The sequence below is a fragment of the Comamonas badia DSM 17552 genome (genome assembly GCF_000484635.1).
GTDB classification, from domain to species: Bacteria; Pseudomonadota; Gammaproteobacteria; order Burkholderiales; family Burkholderiaceae_C; genus Comamonas_C; species Comamonas_C badia.
This window is the reverse complement of record NZ_AXVM01000001.1, coordinates 83,985-97,818: the sequence shown is the minus strand read 5'-3', so window position 1 is coordinate 97,818 and position 13,834 is coordinate 83,985. Positions and strand designations below refer to the sequence as shown.

The 13,834-nt window shown below is 65.9% G+C and carries 14 protein-coding genes; 5 read left to right on the top strand and 9 right to left on the bottom strand.

Going from position 1 to position 13,834, the window contains the following annotated elements:
* Window positions 1–10 precede the first annotated feature (10 nt).
* The 4 genes from sdhA to K320_RS0100480 form a co-directional block, all read right to left on the bottom strand.
* On the bottom strand, window positions 11–1,816 hold the full coding sequence (gene sdhA / locus K320_RS0100495; protein WP_024536950.1) for a succinate dehydrogenase flavoprotein subunit: 1,806 nt from the start codon (window positions 1,814–1,816) through the stop codon (window positions 11–13).
* 22 nt (window positions 1,817–1,838) lie between these two features.
* A complete protein-coding gene (gene sdhD, locus K320_RS0100490; RefSeq protein WP_024536949.1) occupies window positions 1,839–2,204 on the bottom strand; it encodes a succinate dehydrogenase, hydrophobic membrane anchor protein in 366 nt (121 codons plus the stop codon).
* A gap of 31 nt (window positions 2,205–2,235) precedes the next feature.
* Window positions 2,236–2,667 (bottom strand): succinate dehydrogenase, cytochrome b556 subunit, encoded by a 432-nt coding sequence (gene sdhC, locus K320_RS0100485; protein ID WP_024536948.1) that lies wholly within the window; start codon window positions 2,665–2,667, stop codon window positions 2,236–2,238.
* A 130-nt stretch (window positions 2,668–2,797) separates the two neighbouring features.
* Window positions 2,798–3,553: a GntR family transcriptional regulator gene (locus K320_RS0100480; protein ID WP_024536947.1), complete on the bottom strand. Its 756-nt coding sequence runs from the start codon at window positions 3,551–3,553 to the stop codon at window positions 2,798–2,800.
* A 211-nt stretch (window positions 3,554–3,764) separates the two neighbouring features.
* Between K320_RS0100480 and K320_RS0100475 the strand changes: the two genes are divergently transcribed.
* The 5 genes from K320_RS0100475 (at window position 3,765) to acnB (ending at window position 9,818) form a co-directional block, all read left to right on the top strand.
* Window positions 3,765–4,751: a malate dehydrogenase gene (locus tag K320_RS0100475; protein ID WP_024536946.1), complete on the top strand. Its 987-nt coding sequence runs from the start codon at window positions 3,765–3,767 to the stop codon at window positions 4,749–4,751.
* A gap of 29 nt (window positions 4,752–4,780) precedes the next feature.
* On the top strand, window positions 4,781–5,572 hold the full coding sequence (gene tam / locus K320_RS0100470) for a trans-aconitate 2-methyltransferase (RefSeq protein WP_024536945.1): 792 nt from the start codon (window positions 4,781–4,783) through the stop codon (window positions 5,570–5,572).
* On the top strand, window positions 5,569–6,558 hold the full coding sequence (locus tag K320_RS0100465; protein ID WP_024536944.1) for an HpcH/HpaI aldolase/citrate lyase family protein: 990 nt from the start codon (window positions 5,569–5,571) through the stop codon (window positions 6,556–6,558). Before tam ends, K320_RS0100465 begins: the two co-directional genes overlap by 4 nt.
* A gap of 31 nt (window positions 6,559–6,589) precedes the next feature.
* The gene (locus K320_RS0100460) at window positions 6,590–7,135 is read left to right on the top strand and encodes a hypothetical protein (protein WP_024536943.1); all 546 of its coding nucleotides are present in this window, start codon (window positions 6,590–6,592) and stop codon (window positions 7,133–7,135) included.
* A gap of 94 nt (window positions 7,136–7,229) precedes the next feature.
* Complete coding sequence (gene acnB, locus K320_RS0100455) at window positions 7,230–9,818, top strand: bifunctional aconitate hydratase 2/2-methylisocitrate dehydratase (protein ID WP_024536942.1); 2,589 nt, start codon at window positions 7,230–7,232, stop codon at window positions 9,816–9,818.
* A 258-nt stretch (window positions 9,819–10,076) separates the two neighbouring features.
* Here the strand turns inward: acnB and tolA are convergent, their stop codons facing one another.
* From tolA to K320_RS0100430, 5 genes are read right to left on the bottom strand one after another with little or no spacing between them, the layout of a single operon-like run.
* The gene (gene tolA / locus K320_RS0100450) at window positions 10,077–11,081 is read right to left on the bottom strand and encodes a cell envelope integrity protein TolA (RefSeq protein ID WP_024536941.1); all 1,005 of its coding nucleotides are present in this window, start codon (window positions 11,079–11,081) and stop codon (window positions 10,077–10,079) included.
* On the bottom strand, window positions 11,081–11,506 hold the full coding sequence (locus K320_RS0100445) for an ExbD/TolR family protein (RefSeq protein WP_024536940.1): 426 nt from the start codon (window positions 11,504–11,506) through the stop codon (window positions 11,081–11,083). Before K320_RS0100445 ends, tolA begins: the two co-directional genes overlap by 1 nt.
* Before the next feature lie 24 nt (window positions 11,507–11,530).
* Window positions 11,531–12,232, bottom strand: coding sequence for a protein TolQ (gene tolQ / locus K320_RS0100440; RefSeq protein WP_029695661.1), 702 nt, complete (start codon window positions 12,230–12,232; stop codon window positions 11,531–11,533).
* On the bottom strand, window positions 12,229–12,645 hold the full coding sequence (gene ybgC, locus K320_RS0100435) for a tol-pal system-associated acyl-CoA thioesterase (protein WP_024536938.1): 417 nt from the start codon (window positions 12,643–12,645) through the stop codon (window positions 12,229–12,231). Before ybgC ends, tolQ begins: the two co-directional genes overlap by 4 nt.
* Complete coding sequence (locus K320_RS0100430; RefSeq protein WP_024536937.1) at window positions 12,645–13,829, bottom strand: pyridoxal phosphate-dependent aminotransferase; 1,185 nt, start codon at window positions 13,827–13,829, stop codon at window positions 12,645–12,647. Before K320_RS0100430 ends, ybgC begins: the two co-directional genes overlap by 1 nt.
* Window positions 13,830–13,834 lie beyond the last annotated feature (5 nt).

Genomic DNA, 13,834 nt, shown 5'->3' with positions numbered 1-13,834 from the left:
GTTGTGGCGCTCAGAAGGTGCGGACCTTCAGGGGGATGGTGTCCACCGTCAGGGGCTTGAGATTGACCGGCTTGTAGTCCAGCCGGTCGCCCTCGCGGTACCAGAGCGTGTGCTTGAGCCATTCCTTGTCGTTGCGCCCGAGCGGGAAGTCGGGGTGGTCGGCCGGATGCTCGTAGTCGTAGACCACGTGGGCGCCGCGGCATTCCTTGCGCGCGGCGGCCGAGGTGATGGTGGCGCGCGCCACTTCGATGAGGTTCTCGACCTCCAGCGCCTCCATGCGCGCGGTATTCCACACCATGGACTTGTCCTTGAGCGTCAGGTGCGCGGCCTCTTGCGCGATCTCGCGCACCTTGTCAACGCCTTCGTCCAGCGTCTTCTGCGTGCGGAACACGCCGGCATGCGTCTGCATGGTGCTGCGCAGCTTGTTGGCCACGTCCTGCGAGTAGGCGCCGTCCTTGGCGTCCTGCAGGTGGTTCAGGCGGCCCAGGGAATAGTCGGACGCATCGGCCGGCGTGGCGTGGTGATCGCCGAATCCGCGAATGAATTCGGTGATGTGTCGGCCCGCCGACTTGCCGAACACCAGCAGATCCAGCAGCGAATTGGTGCCCAGGCGGTTGGCGCCGTGCACCGACACGCAGGAGCATTCGCCCACCGCGTACAGGCCGTTGACCGGCTGGTTCTGGCTGCCGTCCCAGACCACCACCTGGCCATGCAGATTGGTCGGGATGCCGCCCATCATGTAGTGGATGGTGGGGATGACGCCGATAGGCTCCTTGGTGATATCGACGTTGGCGAAGTTATGGCCGATCTCCTCGACCGAGGGCAGGCGCTTGTGGATGGTCTCGGCGCCCAGGTGATCGAGCTTGAGCAGGATATGGTCCTTGTTGGGCCCGCAGCCGCGGCCTTCCTTGATTTCCTGGTCCATCGAGCGCGAGACGAAGTCGCGCGGCGCCAGGTCTTTGAGCGTCGGGGCGTAGCGCTCCATGAAGCGCTCGCCTTCGCTATTCAAAAGGATAGCGCCTTCCCCGCGGCAGCCTTCGGTCAGCAGCACACCGGCACCGAAAACGCCGGTGGGGTGGAATTGCCAGAACTCCATGTCCTGCAGCGGAATGCCGGCGCGCGACGCCATGCCCAGGCCGTCGCCGGTGTTGATGTAGGCGTTGGTGGAGGCAGCGAAGATGCGCCCGGCGCCGCCCGTGGCCAGCAGCACCGCCTTGGCGTGCAGCTCGTAGAAATCGCCGGTTTCGAGTTCGATGGCCGTGACGCCCACCACGTCGCCCTGGGTGTTGCGGATCAGGTCCAGCGCCATCCATTCGACGAAGAAATTGGTCTTGGTGCGCACGTTCTGCTGGTAGAGCGTGTGCAGCATCGCGTGGCCGGTGCGGTCGGCCGCGGCGCAGGCGCGCTGCACCGGCTTTTCGCCGTAGTTGGAGGTGTGGCCGCCGAACGGGCGCTGGTAGATGGTGCCGTCGGGGTTGCGGTCGAACGGCATGCCGAAATGTTCGAGCTCGATCACCACGTTGGGTGCCTCGCGGCACATGAACTCGATCGCGTCCTGGTCGCCCAGCCAGTCGCCGCCCTTGACCGTGTCGTAGAAGTGAAAGTGCCAGTTGTCCTCGCTCATGTTGCCGAGCGAGGCCGAGACGCCGCCCTGCGCCGCCACGGTGTGCGAGCGCGTGGGGAAAACCTTGGTCAGGCAGGCCACGGAGAGGCCGGCGCGCGACAGTTCCAGCGCGGCGCGCAGGCCCGCGCCGCCGGCGCCGACGATGACCACGTCGAACTTGCGCTTGGTGATATTGGCTTTGGTATAGCTCATTGTTTTCTCTCGCTCGCGTGATTTACAGGCGCCACAGCACCTGGATACCCCAGCCGGCGCAGGCCACCAGCCAGAAAATGGTCACCAGATAGAACACCAGGCGCAGGCCGTCGGGCTTGATGTAGTCCATCCAGACGTTGCGCACGCCGACCCAGGCATGCCAGATCAGCGCCACCAGCGTGGCGAAGGTGATGCTCTTCATCCACTGGCTGGCGAAGATGCCGGCCCAGGTCTCGTAGCCGATCGGGCCCTTGGTTGCGATCACCTGGATCAGCAGGACGATGGTGAAGAGCGCCATGACGATGGCGGTGAGGCGCTGCACCAGCCAGTCGCGCAGGCCGTAGTGGGCGCCGACGGAAAGCCGTTTGGAACCATAGGTAATGGCCATGAATTTCTCCTTGATTCAGATAGGGCGCGGATCAGTACAGGCCGAAGAGCTTGGCGCCGAGGATGGCGGTGAGGCCGAACGCCAGGATCATCGTGACCGCGGCGGTGCGGCGTCCGCGGTCCTTGGTGGTCTGGTGGCTGATGTCGAAGTACACATGGCGGATGCCGGCGATGAAGTGGTGCAGGTAGGCCCAGATCAGGCCCAGCGTGACCAGCTTGATGAACCAGCCCGGCAGAAAGCCCGCGCCCTCGGAGAAGATCGAGGTGAAGCGCGCAAACGAAATTTCGGACGTCACCGAGGTGTCGAGCATCCAGACGATGAAGGGCAGCAGGATGAAAAGCAGCAGCCCGCTGATGCGGTGCATGCCCGAAACCAGCGCGGCCAGCGGCCAGCGGTAGCTGGGCAGGTCGGCGAACGCGTTGATGTTGCGAAACTCCGGGCGTTTCTTGGTGGTTTCTGACATGGATGTGCTTTCGAGAGGAGGTTCTATCAGAGTCGGCGCACGGCGCCGGCACGGTAAATTTTATTGCACTGCAAAAATGACGTTGCATTTGCACATGGAATTATTTTTCATCTGCTGGTGTTGGTGCTCGTCAGTTGAGCGTGCTGTGGTAGTGGTGGGTGTCCGTGCGGTACAGGCCGCGGCGCAGTTCCATGGGGACATCGTTGTAGGTATAGGCAATGCGCTCAACGCTCAGCAGCGGCGTGGCGCCGCCGATTTCCAGCAACTGGGCCTGCTCCGGCGTGGGCGTGACGGCGCGCAGGCTTTCGTCGGCGCGTACCATGCGTACGCCGAAATCCGCCTCGAACATGGCATAGGTAGGCCCGGGGTAGTCGGCCATGCGCTCGGCGGTCAGGCCCTTGAAGGCCTGGCCCGGCAGCCAGATGTCTTCCAGGATGGCGGCCACCCCGGCGAACGAGAGCACGCGGCGCACGTGCATGACCGCGTCGCCGGCCCGCAGCGCCAGCGCGCGCGCCACGTCGCTGCTGGCGCGCACGCGCCTGCATTCGACGATGCGCCGGTGCGCCGGTCCTTCTTCGCGTTCGTCCCCCTGGTCCGGACGCAGCCGCAGGAAGCGGTACTGCACCTGCCGCTCCGAATGGGTGGCGACAAACGTGCCCTTGCCCTGTCGGCGCACCAGCAGGTTGTCGCCCGCCAGTTCGTCGATGGCCTTGCGCACCGTGCCCTGGCTGACGCGAAAGCGCGCAGCCAATTCCATTTCGCTGGGGATGGGCTCGCCGGGCTTCCATTCGCCGGACTGCAGGCCTTGCAGGATCAGGCCTTTGATCTGCAGGTACAGCGGGCTGAAGGCGGGTGTTTCCAGGGCGAGTGTGGTGCTTTGAGACATGGCAAGGCATGCCTGCGCGGTGGTTTCGAATGCCGTGCCGCAGGCCGATAGCTGGGTGCAATGATATCTTATATAAGACATAAGACAAATTGGCAGGTCACGCCAAATCGCTATAAAATCGCCGGTTGCATGTCCGCGTTCGGCGCGCCGTTTCTAGCCTGCCGCCTGCTCGCGTACAGCCACCCTTCACCGTTCCGACTGGAGTACCACCATGAGCAAGAAACCCGTCCGCGTAGCCGTCACCGGTGCCGCGGGCCAGATTGGCTACGCGCTGCTGTTTCGCATTGCCTCCGGCGAAATGCTGGGCAAGGACCAGCCCGTCATCCTGCAGCTGCTGGAAATTCCCGCGGAAAAAGCCCAGAACGCGCTCAAGGGCGTGATCATGGAGCTCGAAGACTGCGCCTTCCCGCTGCTGGCGGGCATCGAGGCCCATTCCGACCCGATGCAGGCGTTCAAGGACACGGATTACGCGCTGCTCGTCGGTGCCCGCCCGCGCGGGCCCGGCATGGAGCGCGCCGACCTGCTGGCCGCCAATGCCCAGATCTTCACCGCGCAGGGCAAGGCCTTGAATGCCGTGGCTTCGCGCAACGTCAAGGTGCTGGTGGTGGGCAACCCCGCCAACACCAACGCCTACATCGCCATGAAGTCGGCGCCCGATCTGCCGCGCGAGAATTTCACCGCCATGCTGCGCCTGGATCACAACCGCGCCGCCAGCCAGATCGCGCACAAGATGGGCGTGGCCGTGGGCGACATCGAGAAGCTGGCGGTGTGGGGCAACCACTCGCCCACCATGTATGCGGACTACCGCTTTGCCCACGTCAACGGCAAGTCGGTCAAGGATGCGATCAATGACCAGGAATGGAACGCCAACGTGTTCCTGCCGACGGTCGGCAAGCGCGGCGCCGCCATCATCGAGGCGCGCGGCCTGTCGTCCGCCGCGTCGGCGGCCAATGCCGCGATTGATCACATGCACGACTGGGCCCTGGGCACCAATGGCAAGTGGGTCACGATGGGCATCCCGTCCAACGGCGACTACGGCATTCCCAAGGACGTGATGTTCGGCTTCCCGGTGACCACCGAAGGCGGCAAGTACACGGTCGTCAAGGACCTCGCGATCGATGCCTTCTCGCAGGAGCGCATCAACAAGACCCTGGCGGAACTGCAGGGCGAGGCCGACGCGGTTCAAAGCCTGCTGTAAGAAGCCATTCCGATCGCGCAGGACGCGCCATGAGCGACTGGAACCCGGCGCTGTACCTGCGTTTTGCGGACGAGCGCACGCGCCCTGCCGCCGAGTTGCTGGCGCGCGTGCCCTTGCAGTCACCGGCGCGGGTGGTGGATCTGGGCTGCGGCCCCGGCAATTCGACCGGGCTGCTGGTGCAGCGCTTTCCGCGGGCTGAGGTGCTGGGGCTGGACAGTTCCGCGGCCATGGTACAGGCCGCGCGCGAGCGCCTTCCGCAGGCCGCGTTTGTGCAACAGGACATTGCCGCCTGGGCCGGCGGTGGCGATGGCGCGCCAGCCCCCGATCTGGTCTACAGCAATGCCGCGCTGCACTGGGTGGATGGCCATGGAAACCTGTTTGCACGCCTGTTGAACCGCCTGGCGCCCGGTGGCGTGCTGGCCGTCCAGATGCCGGACAACCTGAACGAGCCCAGCCATCGCCTGATGCGTGAAGTGGCGGCTCTGCCGTCGTTCGCGCCCCTGCTGGCGCAGGCGCTGCAAGTGCGCGCCGGCATGCTGGCGCCCGAGGCCTATTACGACGTGCTGGCAGGGCAGCGGCCAGCCGCCATCGATCTCTGGCACACGGTGTATCGGCACGTGATGGATGGCCCGCAGGCGATTGTCGACTGGCTGCGGGCCACCGGACTGCGGCCGTTCCTCGATGCCTTGCCGCCGCAGCTCCAGAGTGACTTCCTGGCCGAATATGGCCGCCGGATCGATGCCGCATACGGCGAACGCGCCGATGGGCGCCGGCTGCTGGCCTTTCCCCGTTTGTTCATCGTGGCACAGCGCAAACCATGACCTCTTCTACTCCCCATCCGGCAACCATCCTGCTGGGCGCACAGGCCGGCGCGGCGCGGCTTCCGGTCTGCGACCACTACAGCGGCGTCGAGGTGCGCATGCGCAAGAGCCTGCAGCTGCAGGCCGAGATGACGGCGGAATTCGGTACCTGCGTGTTTGACGTGACGCTCGATTGCGAGGACGGCGCGCCCGTGGGCGGCGAGGCGGCGCATGCACGGCTGGTGGCGCAGCTGGTGCGGCAGGCGCCGGCAGGCGCGCGGGTGGCGGTGCGCGTGCACCCGGTGGACCACCCCGCGTTCGCACAGGACATGGACACCATCCTGGGCGAAGCCGCCGATCGCCTGTGCCACGTGATGATCCCCAAGGTGGAATGCGCGGAAGACGTCGTTACAGCAGAAAAAGCACTGCAGCGCAATGCTGGCGAGCGCTTGCAGCTACAGGTTTTGATAGAGTCGCCGCGCGCAGTGCACAACGCATTCGAGATCGCGGCGCACCCCAGGGTGCAGAGCCTGTCATTCGGGCTGATGGATTTCGTGTCCTCCCACGGCGGGGCGATTCCTGCGTCCGCGATGTCCTCCAAAGGACAGTTCGAGCATCCGCTGGTGGTGCGCGCCAAGCTGGAGATCGCCAGCGCCTGCCATGCCCACGGCAAGGTGCCCTCGCACTGCGTGGTGACCGAATTCAGCGATGCCGCCGCCATGCAGGCAGCGGCCGCGCGCGCGGCGCGCGAGTTCGGCTACACGCGCATGTGGAGCATCCACCCGGCACAGATACGCCCTATCCTGGCGGCGATGGCACCCGACGAGGCCGAGGTGGCAGAGGCCGCCCGCATCCTGCGCGCCGCGCAGGATGCGGACTGGGCGCCCATCAGCGATGCCGGCACCCTGCATGACCGCGCCAGCTATCGCTACTTCTGGCATCTGCTCGAGCGTGCGCATGCCACGGGTACCATCGTGCCGGCACAGGCGCGGCAATGGTTCGCCTGATGCCCTTTCACTCAGCCTTGCAGGTGACTCGATGAAATCCTTGATCCTGGCCTCCTTCCTGCTGCTTGGCCCGGCGTTCGCCCTGGCTGCCGATGCAGGCTCCACGGAGCCCAAGGCCGCCGCGGCGAAACCCAAGGCCAAGGCCGTGGCCAAGAAGGCGCCTGCCGCCAAGGCCAGGAAGCCGGCGGCCGAACCCGTGCCCGAGGTGATCGTGCTCACGCCGGAAGAAAAGGCGATCGCCGGCCGCGTCTATACCGGCAGCATCACCTGCGAGCTGGGCGCCACGGTGCTGGTCACGCCCGACACCCAGTCGCCCGGCAGCTTTTTTGTCAGCGGCAAGGGCTTCAAGTACCACATGCGCCCGGTGCATGGCGCCACCAGCGCCGTGCGGCTGGAGGACCAGCGCTCGGGAGCCGTGTGGATACAGATCGCCAACAAATCCATGCTCATGAACCAGAAGCTCGGCCAGCGCATGGCCGACGAGTGCATGAGCGAGCAGCAGGCGCAGGTGACGCAGGCGATGAAAAGCGCGCCGCCCCAGAGCCTGTTCGATTCCGCACCGGCCGGCAGCCGCTGACCGATCGCCTTCGCCTTTCCGGCAGCGCCTTGCGCATGCGAAGGCGGGCTTGCCGCGAGCCTTTTGATTTCGATGAACCTTGGAGAACGACACCATGTTGAAAGCCTACCGTGAACACGCCGCCGAACGCGCGGCCCTGGGTATTCCGCCGCTGGCGCTCGATGCCCGGCAAGTGGCCGCGCTGATCGAGCTCATCCAGGCCCCGCCCGTCGGCGAGGACACCGCGTTTTTGCTCGATCTGCTCACAAACCGCGTGCCCCCGGGCGTGGACGATGCCGCCAAGGTCAAGGCCAGCTTCCTGGCCGCCGTCGCGCATGGCGACATTCAGGTGGGCCTGATCAGCAAGGCACGCGCCACCGAGCTGCTGGGCACGATGGTGGGCGGCTACAACGTGCACCCGCTGATCGAACTGCTGGACGACGCCGAGGTCGCCGGCGTGGCAGCGGAGGCGCTCAAAAAGACGCTGCTGATGTTCGACTACTTCAACGACGTGGCGACCAAGGCCAAGGTCGGCAACGCCCGCGCCAAGGAAGTGATGCAGAGCTGGGCCGATGCCGAGTGGTTCACGTCGCGTCCGAAGGTGGAAGAAAAAATCACCGTCACCGTGTTCAAGGTGCCGGGCGAGACCAACACCGACGACTTGTCGCCCGCGCCCGACGCCACGACGCGCCCCGACATTCCCATGCACTACCTGGCGATGCTGAAGAACACGCGCCCGGACGCCGCCTTCAAGCCCGAGCAGGACGGCAAGCGCGGCCCGATGCAGTTCATCGAGGATCTGAAGAAGAAGGGCCATGTCGTCGCCTACGTGGGCGACGTGGTGGGCACGGGCTCGAGCCGCAAGTCGGCCACCAACAGCGTCATCTGGGCCACGGGCCAGGACATTCCCTTCGTGCCCAACAAGCGCTTTGGCGGCGTGACGCTGGGCGGCAAGATCGCCCCGATCTTCTTCAACACGCAAGAGGATTCCGGCTCGCTGCCGATCGAGGTCGACGTCTCCAAGATGGAGATGGGCGACGTGATCGACATCTATCCCTACCAGGGCAAGATCGAGAAGGCCGGCGCCAAGATTGCCGACTTCGAACTCAAGAGCCAGGTGCTGCTGGACGAAGTGCAGGCCGGTGGCCGCATCAACCTCATCATCGGCCGCGCGCTGACCGCCAAGGCGCGTGAATTCCTGGGCTTGGCCGCATCGACGGCCTTCCGCCTGCCCCAGGCGCCTGCCCAATCCAAGGCCGGCTTCACTCTGGCGCAGAAGATGGTCGGCCGCGCCTGCGGTCTGCCCGAAGGCCAGGGCATCCGCCCCGGCACCTACTGCGAGCCCAAGATGACCACCGTGGGCAGCCAGGACACCACCGGCCCCATGACGCGCGACGAGCTCAAGGACCTGGCCTGCCTGGGCTTCAGCGCCGACATGGTGATGCAGAGCTTCTGCCATACCGCCGCCTACCCCAAGCCCGTGGACGTGAAGACGCACCGCGAGCTGCCCCAGTTCATCAGCAACCGCGGCGGCGTGGCCCTGCGCCCGGGCGACGGCGTGATCCACAGCTGGCTCAACCGCCTGCTGCTGCCCGACACCGTGGGCACGGGCGGCGACTCGCACACGCGCTTTCCCATCGGCATCAGCTTCCCGGCGGGTTCGGGTCTGGTGGCCTTTGCCGCAGCGACCGGCGTGATGCCGCTGGATATGCCCGAATCCGTGCTGGTGCGTTTCAAGGGCGAGATGCAGCCCGGCGTGACGCTGCGCGACCTGGTGCATGCGATCCCGCTGTACGCCATCAAGCAAGGCTTGCTGACAGTCGCCAAGGCCGGCAAGAAGAACATCTTCTCGGGCAAGATCCTGGAGATCGAAGGTTTGCCGAATCTGAAGGTGGAGCAGGCGTTTGAACTGTCGGACGCCTCGGCCGAGCGCAGCGCCGCCGGCTGCACGATCAAGCTCAACCCCGAGCCGATCAAGGAGTACCTGACCAGCAACATCGTTCTGATGAAGAACATGATCGCCGACGGCTACGCCGACGCCAAGACGCTGCAGCGCCGCATCGAAAAAGTGGAGGCCTGGCTGGCCAAGCCCGACCTGCTCGAAGCCGACAAGGACGCCGAGTACGCCGCCGTGATTGAGATCGACATGAACGAGATCAAGGAGCCCATCGTCTGCTGCCCCAACGACCCGGACGACGCCAAGTTCCTGTCCGAAGTCGCCGGCACCCCCATCGACGAGGCCTTCATCGGCTCGTGCATGACCAACATCGGCCACTTCCGCGCCGCGGCCAAGCTGCTGGGCGGCCAGCGCGACATCCCCACCAAGCTGTGGGTGGCGCCGCCGACCAAGATGGACCAGAACGAGCTCATCAAGGAAGGCCACTACGCGGCGTTTGGCACCGCCGGCGCGCGCACCGAAATGCCCGGCTGCTCGCTGTGCATGGGTAACCAGGCGCAGGTGCGCGAGGGTGCGACGGTGATTTCGACCAGTACGCGCAACTTCCCCAACCGCCTGGGGCGCAACACCAATGTGTTCCTGGGCTCGGCCGAGCTGGCGGCGATTGCCTCGCGCCTGGGGCGCCTGCCGACCAAGGAGGAGTACCTCAAGGACATCGGCGTGGTCGATCAGGACAAGGCCAGCGTCTACCGTTACATGAATTTCGACCAGATCGAGGAATACGCCAGCGTGGCGGAATCGGTCTGACGCTGGCACGCCGCTGACCGGGCGGCTGCTGCTCCGAGGTTTTCATCAGCCATCGGCAAGGCTCTGCATGCACCGGCCCGTGGCGGTGCGGGTACATGCGGCGTGCTCCGTCAGGGTTTGATGCTGTCCAGGCCGTGCTGCCGCCGGCAGGGCAAGGTCAACGGGCGCTTGATCTTTGTGCTGGCTCTGATGCCGACAAAAAGTGCCTCTGGCGCATGATGGGCAAGCGCAAGATGCTATGGAATTGTTGAATGCCCATCAATCCTTGGGGCGAAAGTCGATGATCAGCGGTGAGGGTACGCGGCCGTCGATGTCGCGCGGCAGCGTTTCCGTCTTGTAGAGCGCACGCACCACGGCATCGTCCCAGGCGGGGTTGCCGCTGGGTTTGGTCAGGCGCACACCGACGATGGTGCCGTCGGGCGAGGCGCGCACTTCCACCTCGGCACGCGGGTTGCCCGAGACGGTATCCGGGTAGACGATGTTGGGTCTTACTTTCCCTATTAGAAGACCTCGATAGCCAGGCGATAGTGAATTTCCATGACTGCCATCCTTGACTTGTCGTGGACTGGTGGCTTGGCTTGCGCTGCCGGCCGAGGTTGCGGCTGCCAGCCCCTGCATGCGCTTGAGCTGATCCTGACGGAAGGCTTCCGCGCGCTTGGCCTCGGCGTCCGCCTTGCGCTTTTCGTCCGCCTTGCGTTTGTCTTCGGCAAGCTTGCGCTGTTTTTCGTCCTCGGCAGCCTTGGCGGCCTTTTCCTTCTCGGCCTTCTCCTTGTCCGCCTTGGCCTTGGCCTGCTGGGCCGCCAAAGCCTGCTGGCGCTGCTTTTCTTCCTGCTCGTGGCGCGCCTTTTCCTGCGCGGCCTGTTTTTGCTGCTCCAGTTGGGCCAGGCGCTTTTTTTCTTCCTGCTGGCGCTTCTTTTCGCGTTCCAGCGCGATGTCGGCTTCGCTGGGCTGCGGCGGCTGCTCCACCTTGGGTGGTGGCGGCGGCGCGGGCACGGGAGCCGGGGCGGGCGGTGGCGGCGGGGGTTCGGGCGCAGGTGGGGGCGGTGGTGGAGCGACCGGGCGCGGCGCCGCCTGCTGCGGCACGGCAGACCAGAGCTCGGCTTCGACGGCCGGCTCGTCGCTGCTGGTCTTCCAGTGCACGCCCCAGGTCAGCGCGCCGATCAGCGCCAGGTGGGCGAGCACGGCCAGCGCCACGGCACGCTTGCGCCCGCCCGGCATGGCGGGGCTGAACAGGTCGTGCTCTTTCTGGTTGCGGTAGGGCATCAGCTGCCGCTCTTGACCGCCAGCGCCACGCGCTTGACGCCGGCGCGCTGCAGCGCGCTCATGGCCTGCATCACGCTGTCGTAGGGCACCGTCTTGTCGGCGCTGATCAGCACCGGCGTGTCCTCGGGCTGGTCCTTGAGCCAGCTGGTGGCGGTGGCGCCCAGCGTCTGCGCGGTCACGCTGCGCTCATTGCCGTCGGCCTTGAAGGTGAGGCTGCCGTCCTTCTGCACGATCACGTCGGCCCTGGCCTTGGGCACCTTGCTGCCCTTGCCGACCGAGGGCACGTTGACCGAGCTGGGCGTGAGCATGGGCGCCGTCACCATGAAAATGATGAGCAGCACCAGCATCACGTCGATGAAGGGCACCATGTTGATCTCGTTCATCGAGCGGCGGCGGCCGTGGCCGCGCGAAGCCATCGTGGGCATGCAGGGCTCCTTGTTCCCAGACTTTCAGTGCGCGGCGGCGGGCGGGTGGCCACCAAGGTTGCGCTGCAGGATGTTGGAGAACTCCTCGATGAAGGTCTCCTGCTGGATCGCCACGCGGTCGATGTCGCGCGCGAAGCGGTTGTAGGCGATGACCGCCGGGATGGCGGCGAACAGGCCCAGCGCCGTGGCCACCAGCGCCTCGGCGATGCCGGGCGCGACGGTGGCGAGCGTCACCTGCTCCATGCCGGCAAAGCCGGTGAAGGCGTGCATGATGCCCCAGACGGTGCCGAACAGGCCGACATACGGGCTGACCGAGGCCACGGAGCCGAGGAAGGAGAGGTTGGATTCGATCACGTCCATCTCGCGCTGGAAGCTCGCGCGCATGGCGCGGCGCGCGCCATCGAGCAGCGTGCCGGCATCCTGGATGTGGCGCTCGCGCAGCTTGTGGAATTCGCGCATGCCGCTGGCGAAGATGCGCTCCATCGGGCCCGCGCTGCGCGCGTTCTGCACCGCGCCGGCGTAGAGGTCGTTCAGGCTGGTGCCGGACCAGAATTCGCGCTCGAAATCATCGTTGAGCGCATTGATTTTCTTCAGGCCGAAGACCTTGCGGAAGATCGCCGCCCAGCTGGCGACGGAAACGATGAGCAGCAGCAGCATCACCAGCTGCACCACCCAGCTGGCGTTGAGCACCAGGCTCAGAATGTTCAGGTCTTGCGACGGGGTCATGAGGACAATTGTTCAAGCAATGAAGAGGGAATGCGGCAGGGGCGCAATGAGTTGACATCGACCCAGCCGACGCGGATGCTGCCTTCGCACAGCAGCACCGGCGGATCGTCGGCGTGCGGGCCGGGCAGCAGCGCTTGCTGGGCGATGGTGATGCTCGCGCGGCTGTGTTGGCTGACCTTGGCGGTCACCAGAAGTTCATCGTCCAGGCGCGCAGGCTGCAGGTAGCGCAGCTGCGCATCGGTGACGACGAACATGCCGCCCGCGGAGGTCTTGAGCGCCTGCTGGCTGTGGCCGAGCGAGCGCAGCCATTCGGTGCGGGCGCGTTCGAAAAATTTGAGGTAATTGGCATAGAAGACGATGCCGCCGGCATCGGTGTCTTCCCAGTACACCCGCACGGGCCAGGCAAAGGCCATCAGGCCAGCTCCCGGCGCAGGCGGGCAATGGCCTCCTGCAATTGAGCCATGGAATTGGCGGTGGAAAAACGGATGAAATGCCCGGCCTCAAAGCTGCCGAAATCGCGCCCCGGCGTTGCGGCGATATGCGTGCGGCGCATGAGTTCGAGGACGAAATCCCAGCTGCCCTGCACGCCGAGCTTGCGTGCTGCCTGCGTGCAGTCGGCCCAGGCGTAGAACGCGCCATCGGGCATGACGGGCACCGTGAGTCCCAGCGCGGTCAGCGCGGGAATGAAGAAGTCGCGCCGCGCCTTGAATTCGCTGCGCCGCTTTTCATACTCGGCAATGCTCTCGGGCGCGAAGCAGGCCAGCGCCGCATGCTGGGCCACGCTGGAGGCGCAGATGAAGAGGTTCTGCGCCAAGCGCTCCACCACCGGCACCATGGCATCGGGCACCACCATCCAGCCCAGGCGCCAGCCCGTCATGTTGAAGTATTTGCTGAAGCTGTTGATGCTGATGATGTCGTCGCCCAGCGCCAGCGCGCTATGGCCGAAATGCTCTTCGTAGGACAGGCCCAGGTAGATCTCGTCGATGAGGGTCAGGCCGCCGCGTGCGCGCACCACCTCGTGGATGGCGCGCAGTTCCTCGGGCGCGATCGAGGTGCCCGTGGGGTTGGAGGGCGAGGCGAGCAGCACGCCGCGTGTCCTGGCGCCCCAGGCCGCGCCCACCTTGGCGTGGCTCAGCTGGTAGCGCTCCTCGGCGCTGGTGGGGATGAGTACCGGCACACCTTCCGCCGCCGCGACGAAGTGCCGGTTGCAGGGGTAGCCGGGGTCGGACATCAGGATTTCATCGCCCGCATTGATCAGCGCCAGGCAGGCCAGGTGCAGCGCCGCCGAGGCGCCGGCGGTGATGAGGATGCGCCGCGCGGGCACGTCAAGGCCGAAGCGCTCGCCATACCAGCGGCTCAGCGCCTCGCGCAGGGCTTCGAGCCCGAGGGCGTTGGTGTACTGGGTGCGGCCATCGCGGATGGCACGTTCGGCGGCTTCCGTCACCAGCGGCGGTGCGGTGAAATCCGGCTCGCCGACGTTCAGGAAGATCATCTCCTGGCGCGTATGCGCGGCTTCCCGGGCCAGGGCCTGCGCGGTCTTGGCCATTTCCATGACGTAGAACGGAGCGATCCGCTCGGTGCGGGAAGCAAATTGCATGGCGG

Bases quoted from the DNA above. Each gene is read 5' to 3' on its own strand.
- sdhA (WP_024536950.1), bottom strand. From the start codon at position 1,816: ATGAGCTATACCAAAGCCAATATCACCAAGCGCAAGTTCGACGTGGTC.
- sdhD (WP_024536949.1), bottom strand. From the start codon at position 2,204: ATGGCCATTACCTATGGTTCCAAACGGCTTTCCGTCGGCGCCCACTAC.
- sdhC (WP_024536948.1), bottom strand. From the start codon at position 2,667: ATGTCAGAAACCACCAAGAAACGCCCGGAGTTTCGCAACATCAACGCG.
- K320_RS0100480 (WP_024536947.1), bottom strand. From the start codon at position 3,553: ATGTCTCAAAGCACCACACTCGCCCTGGAAACACCCGCCTTCAGCCCG.
- K320_RS0100475 (WP_024536946.1), top strand. From the start codon at position 3,765: ATGAGCAAGAAACCCGTCCGCGTAGCCGTCACCGGTGCCGCGGGCCAG.
- tam (WP_024536945.1), top strand. From the start codon at position 4,781: ATGAGCGACTGGAACCCGGCGCTGTACCTGCGTTTTGCGGACGAGCGC.
- K320_RS0100465 (WP_024536944.1), top strand. From the start codon at position 5,569: ATGACCTCTTCTACTCCCCATCCGGCAACCATCCTGCTGGGCGCACAG.
- K320_RS0100460 (WP_024536943.1), top strand. From the start codon at position 6,590: ATGAAATCCTTGATCCTGGCCTCCTTCCTGCTGCTTGGCCCGGCGTTC.
- acnB (WP_024536942.1), top strand. From the start codon at position 7,230: ATGTTGAAAGCCTACCGTGAACACGCCGCCGAACGCGCGGCCCTGGGT.
- tolA (WP_024536941.1), bottom strand. From the start codon at position 11,081: ATGCCCTACCGCAACCAGAAAGAGCACGACCTGTTCAGCCCCGCCATG.
- K320_RS0100445 (WP_024536940.1), bottom strand. From the start codon at position 11,506: ATGCCCACGATGGCTTCGCGCGGCCACGGCCGCCGCCGCTCGATGAAC.
- tolQ (WP_029695661.1), bottom strand. From the start codon at position 12,232: ATGACCCCGTCGCAAGACCTGAACATTCTGAGCCTGGTGCTCAACGCC.
- ybgC (WP_024536938.1), bottom strand. From the start codon at position 12,645: ATGGCCTTTGCCTGGCCCGTGCGGGTGTACTGGGAAGACACCGATGCC.
- K320_RS0100430 (WP_024536937.1), bottom strand. From the start codon at position 13,829: ATGCAATTTGCTTCCCGCACCGAGCGGATCGCTCCGTTCTACGTCATG.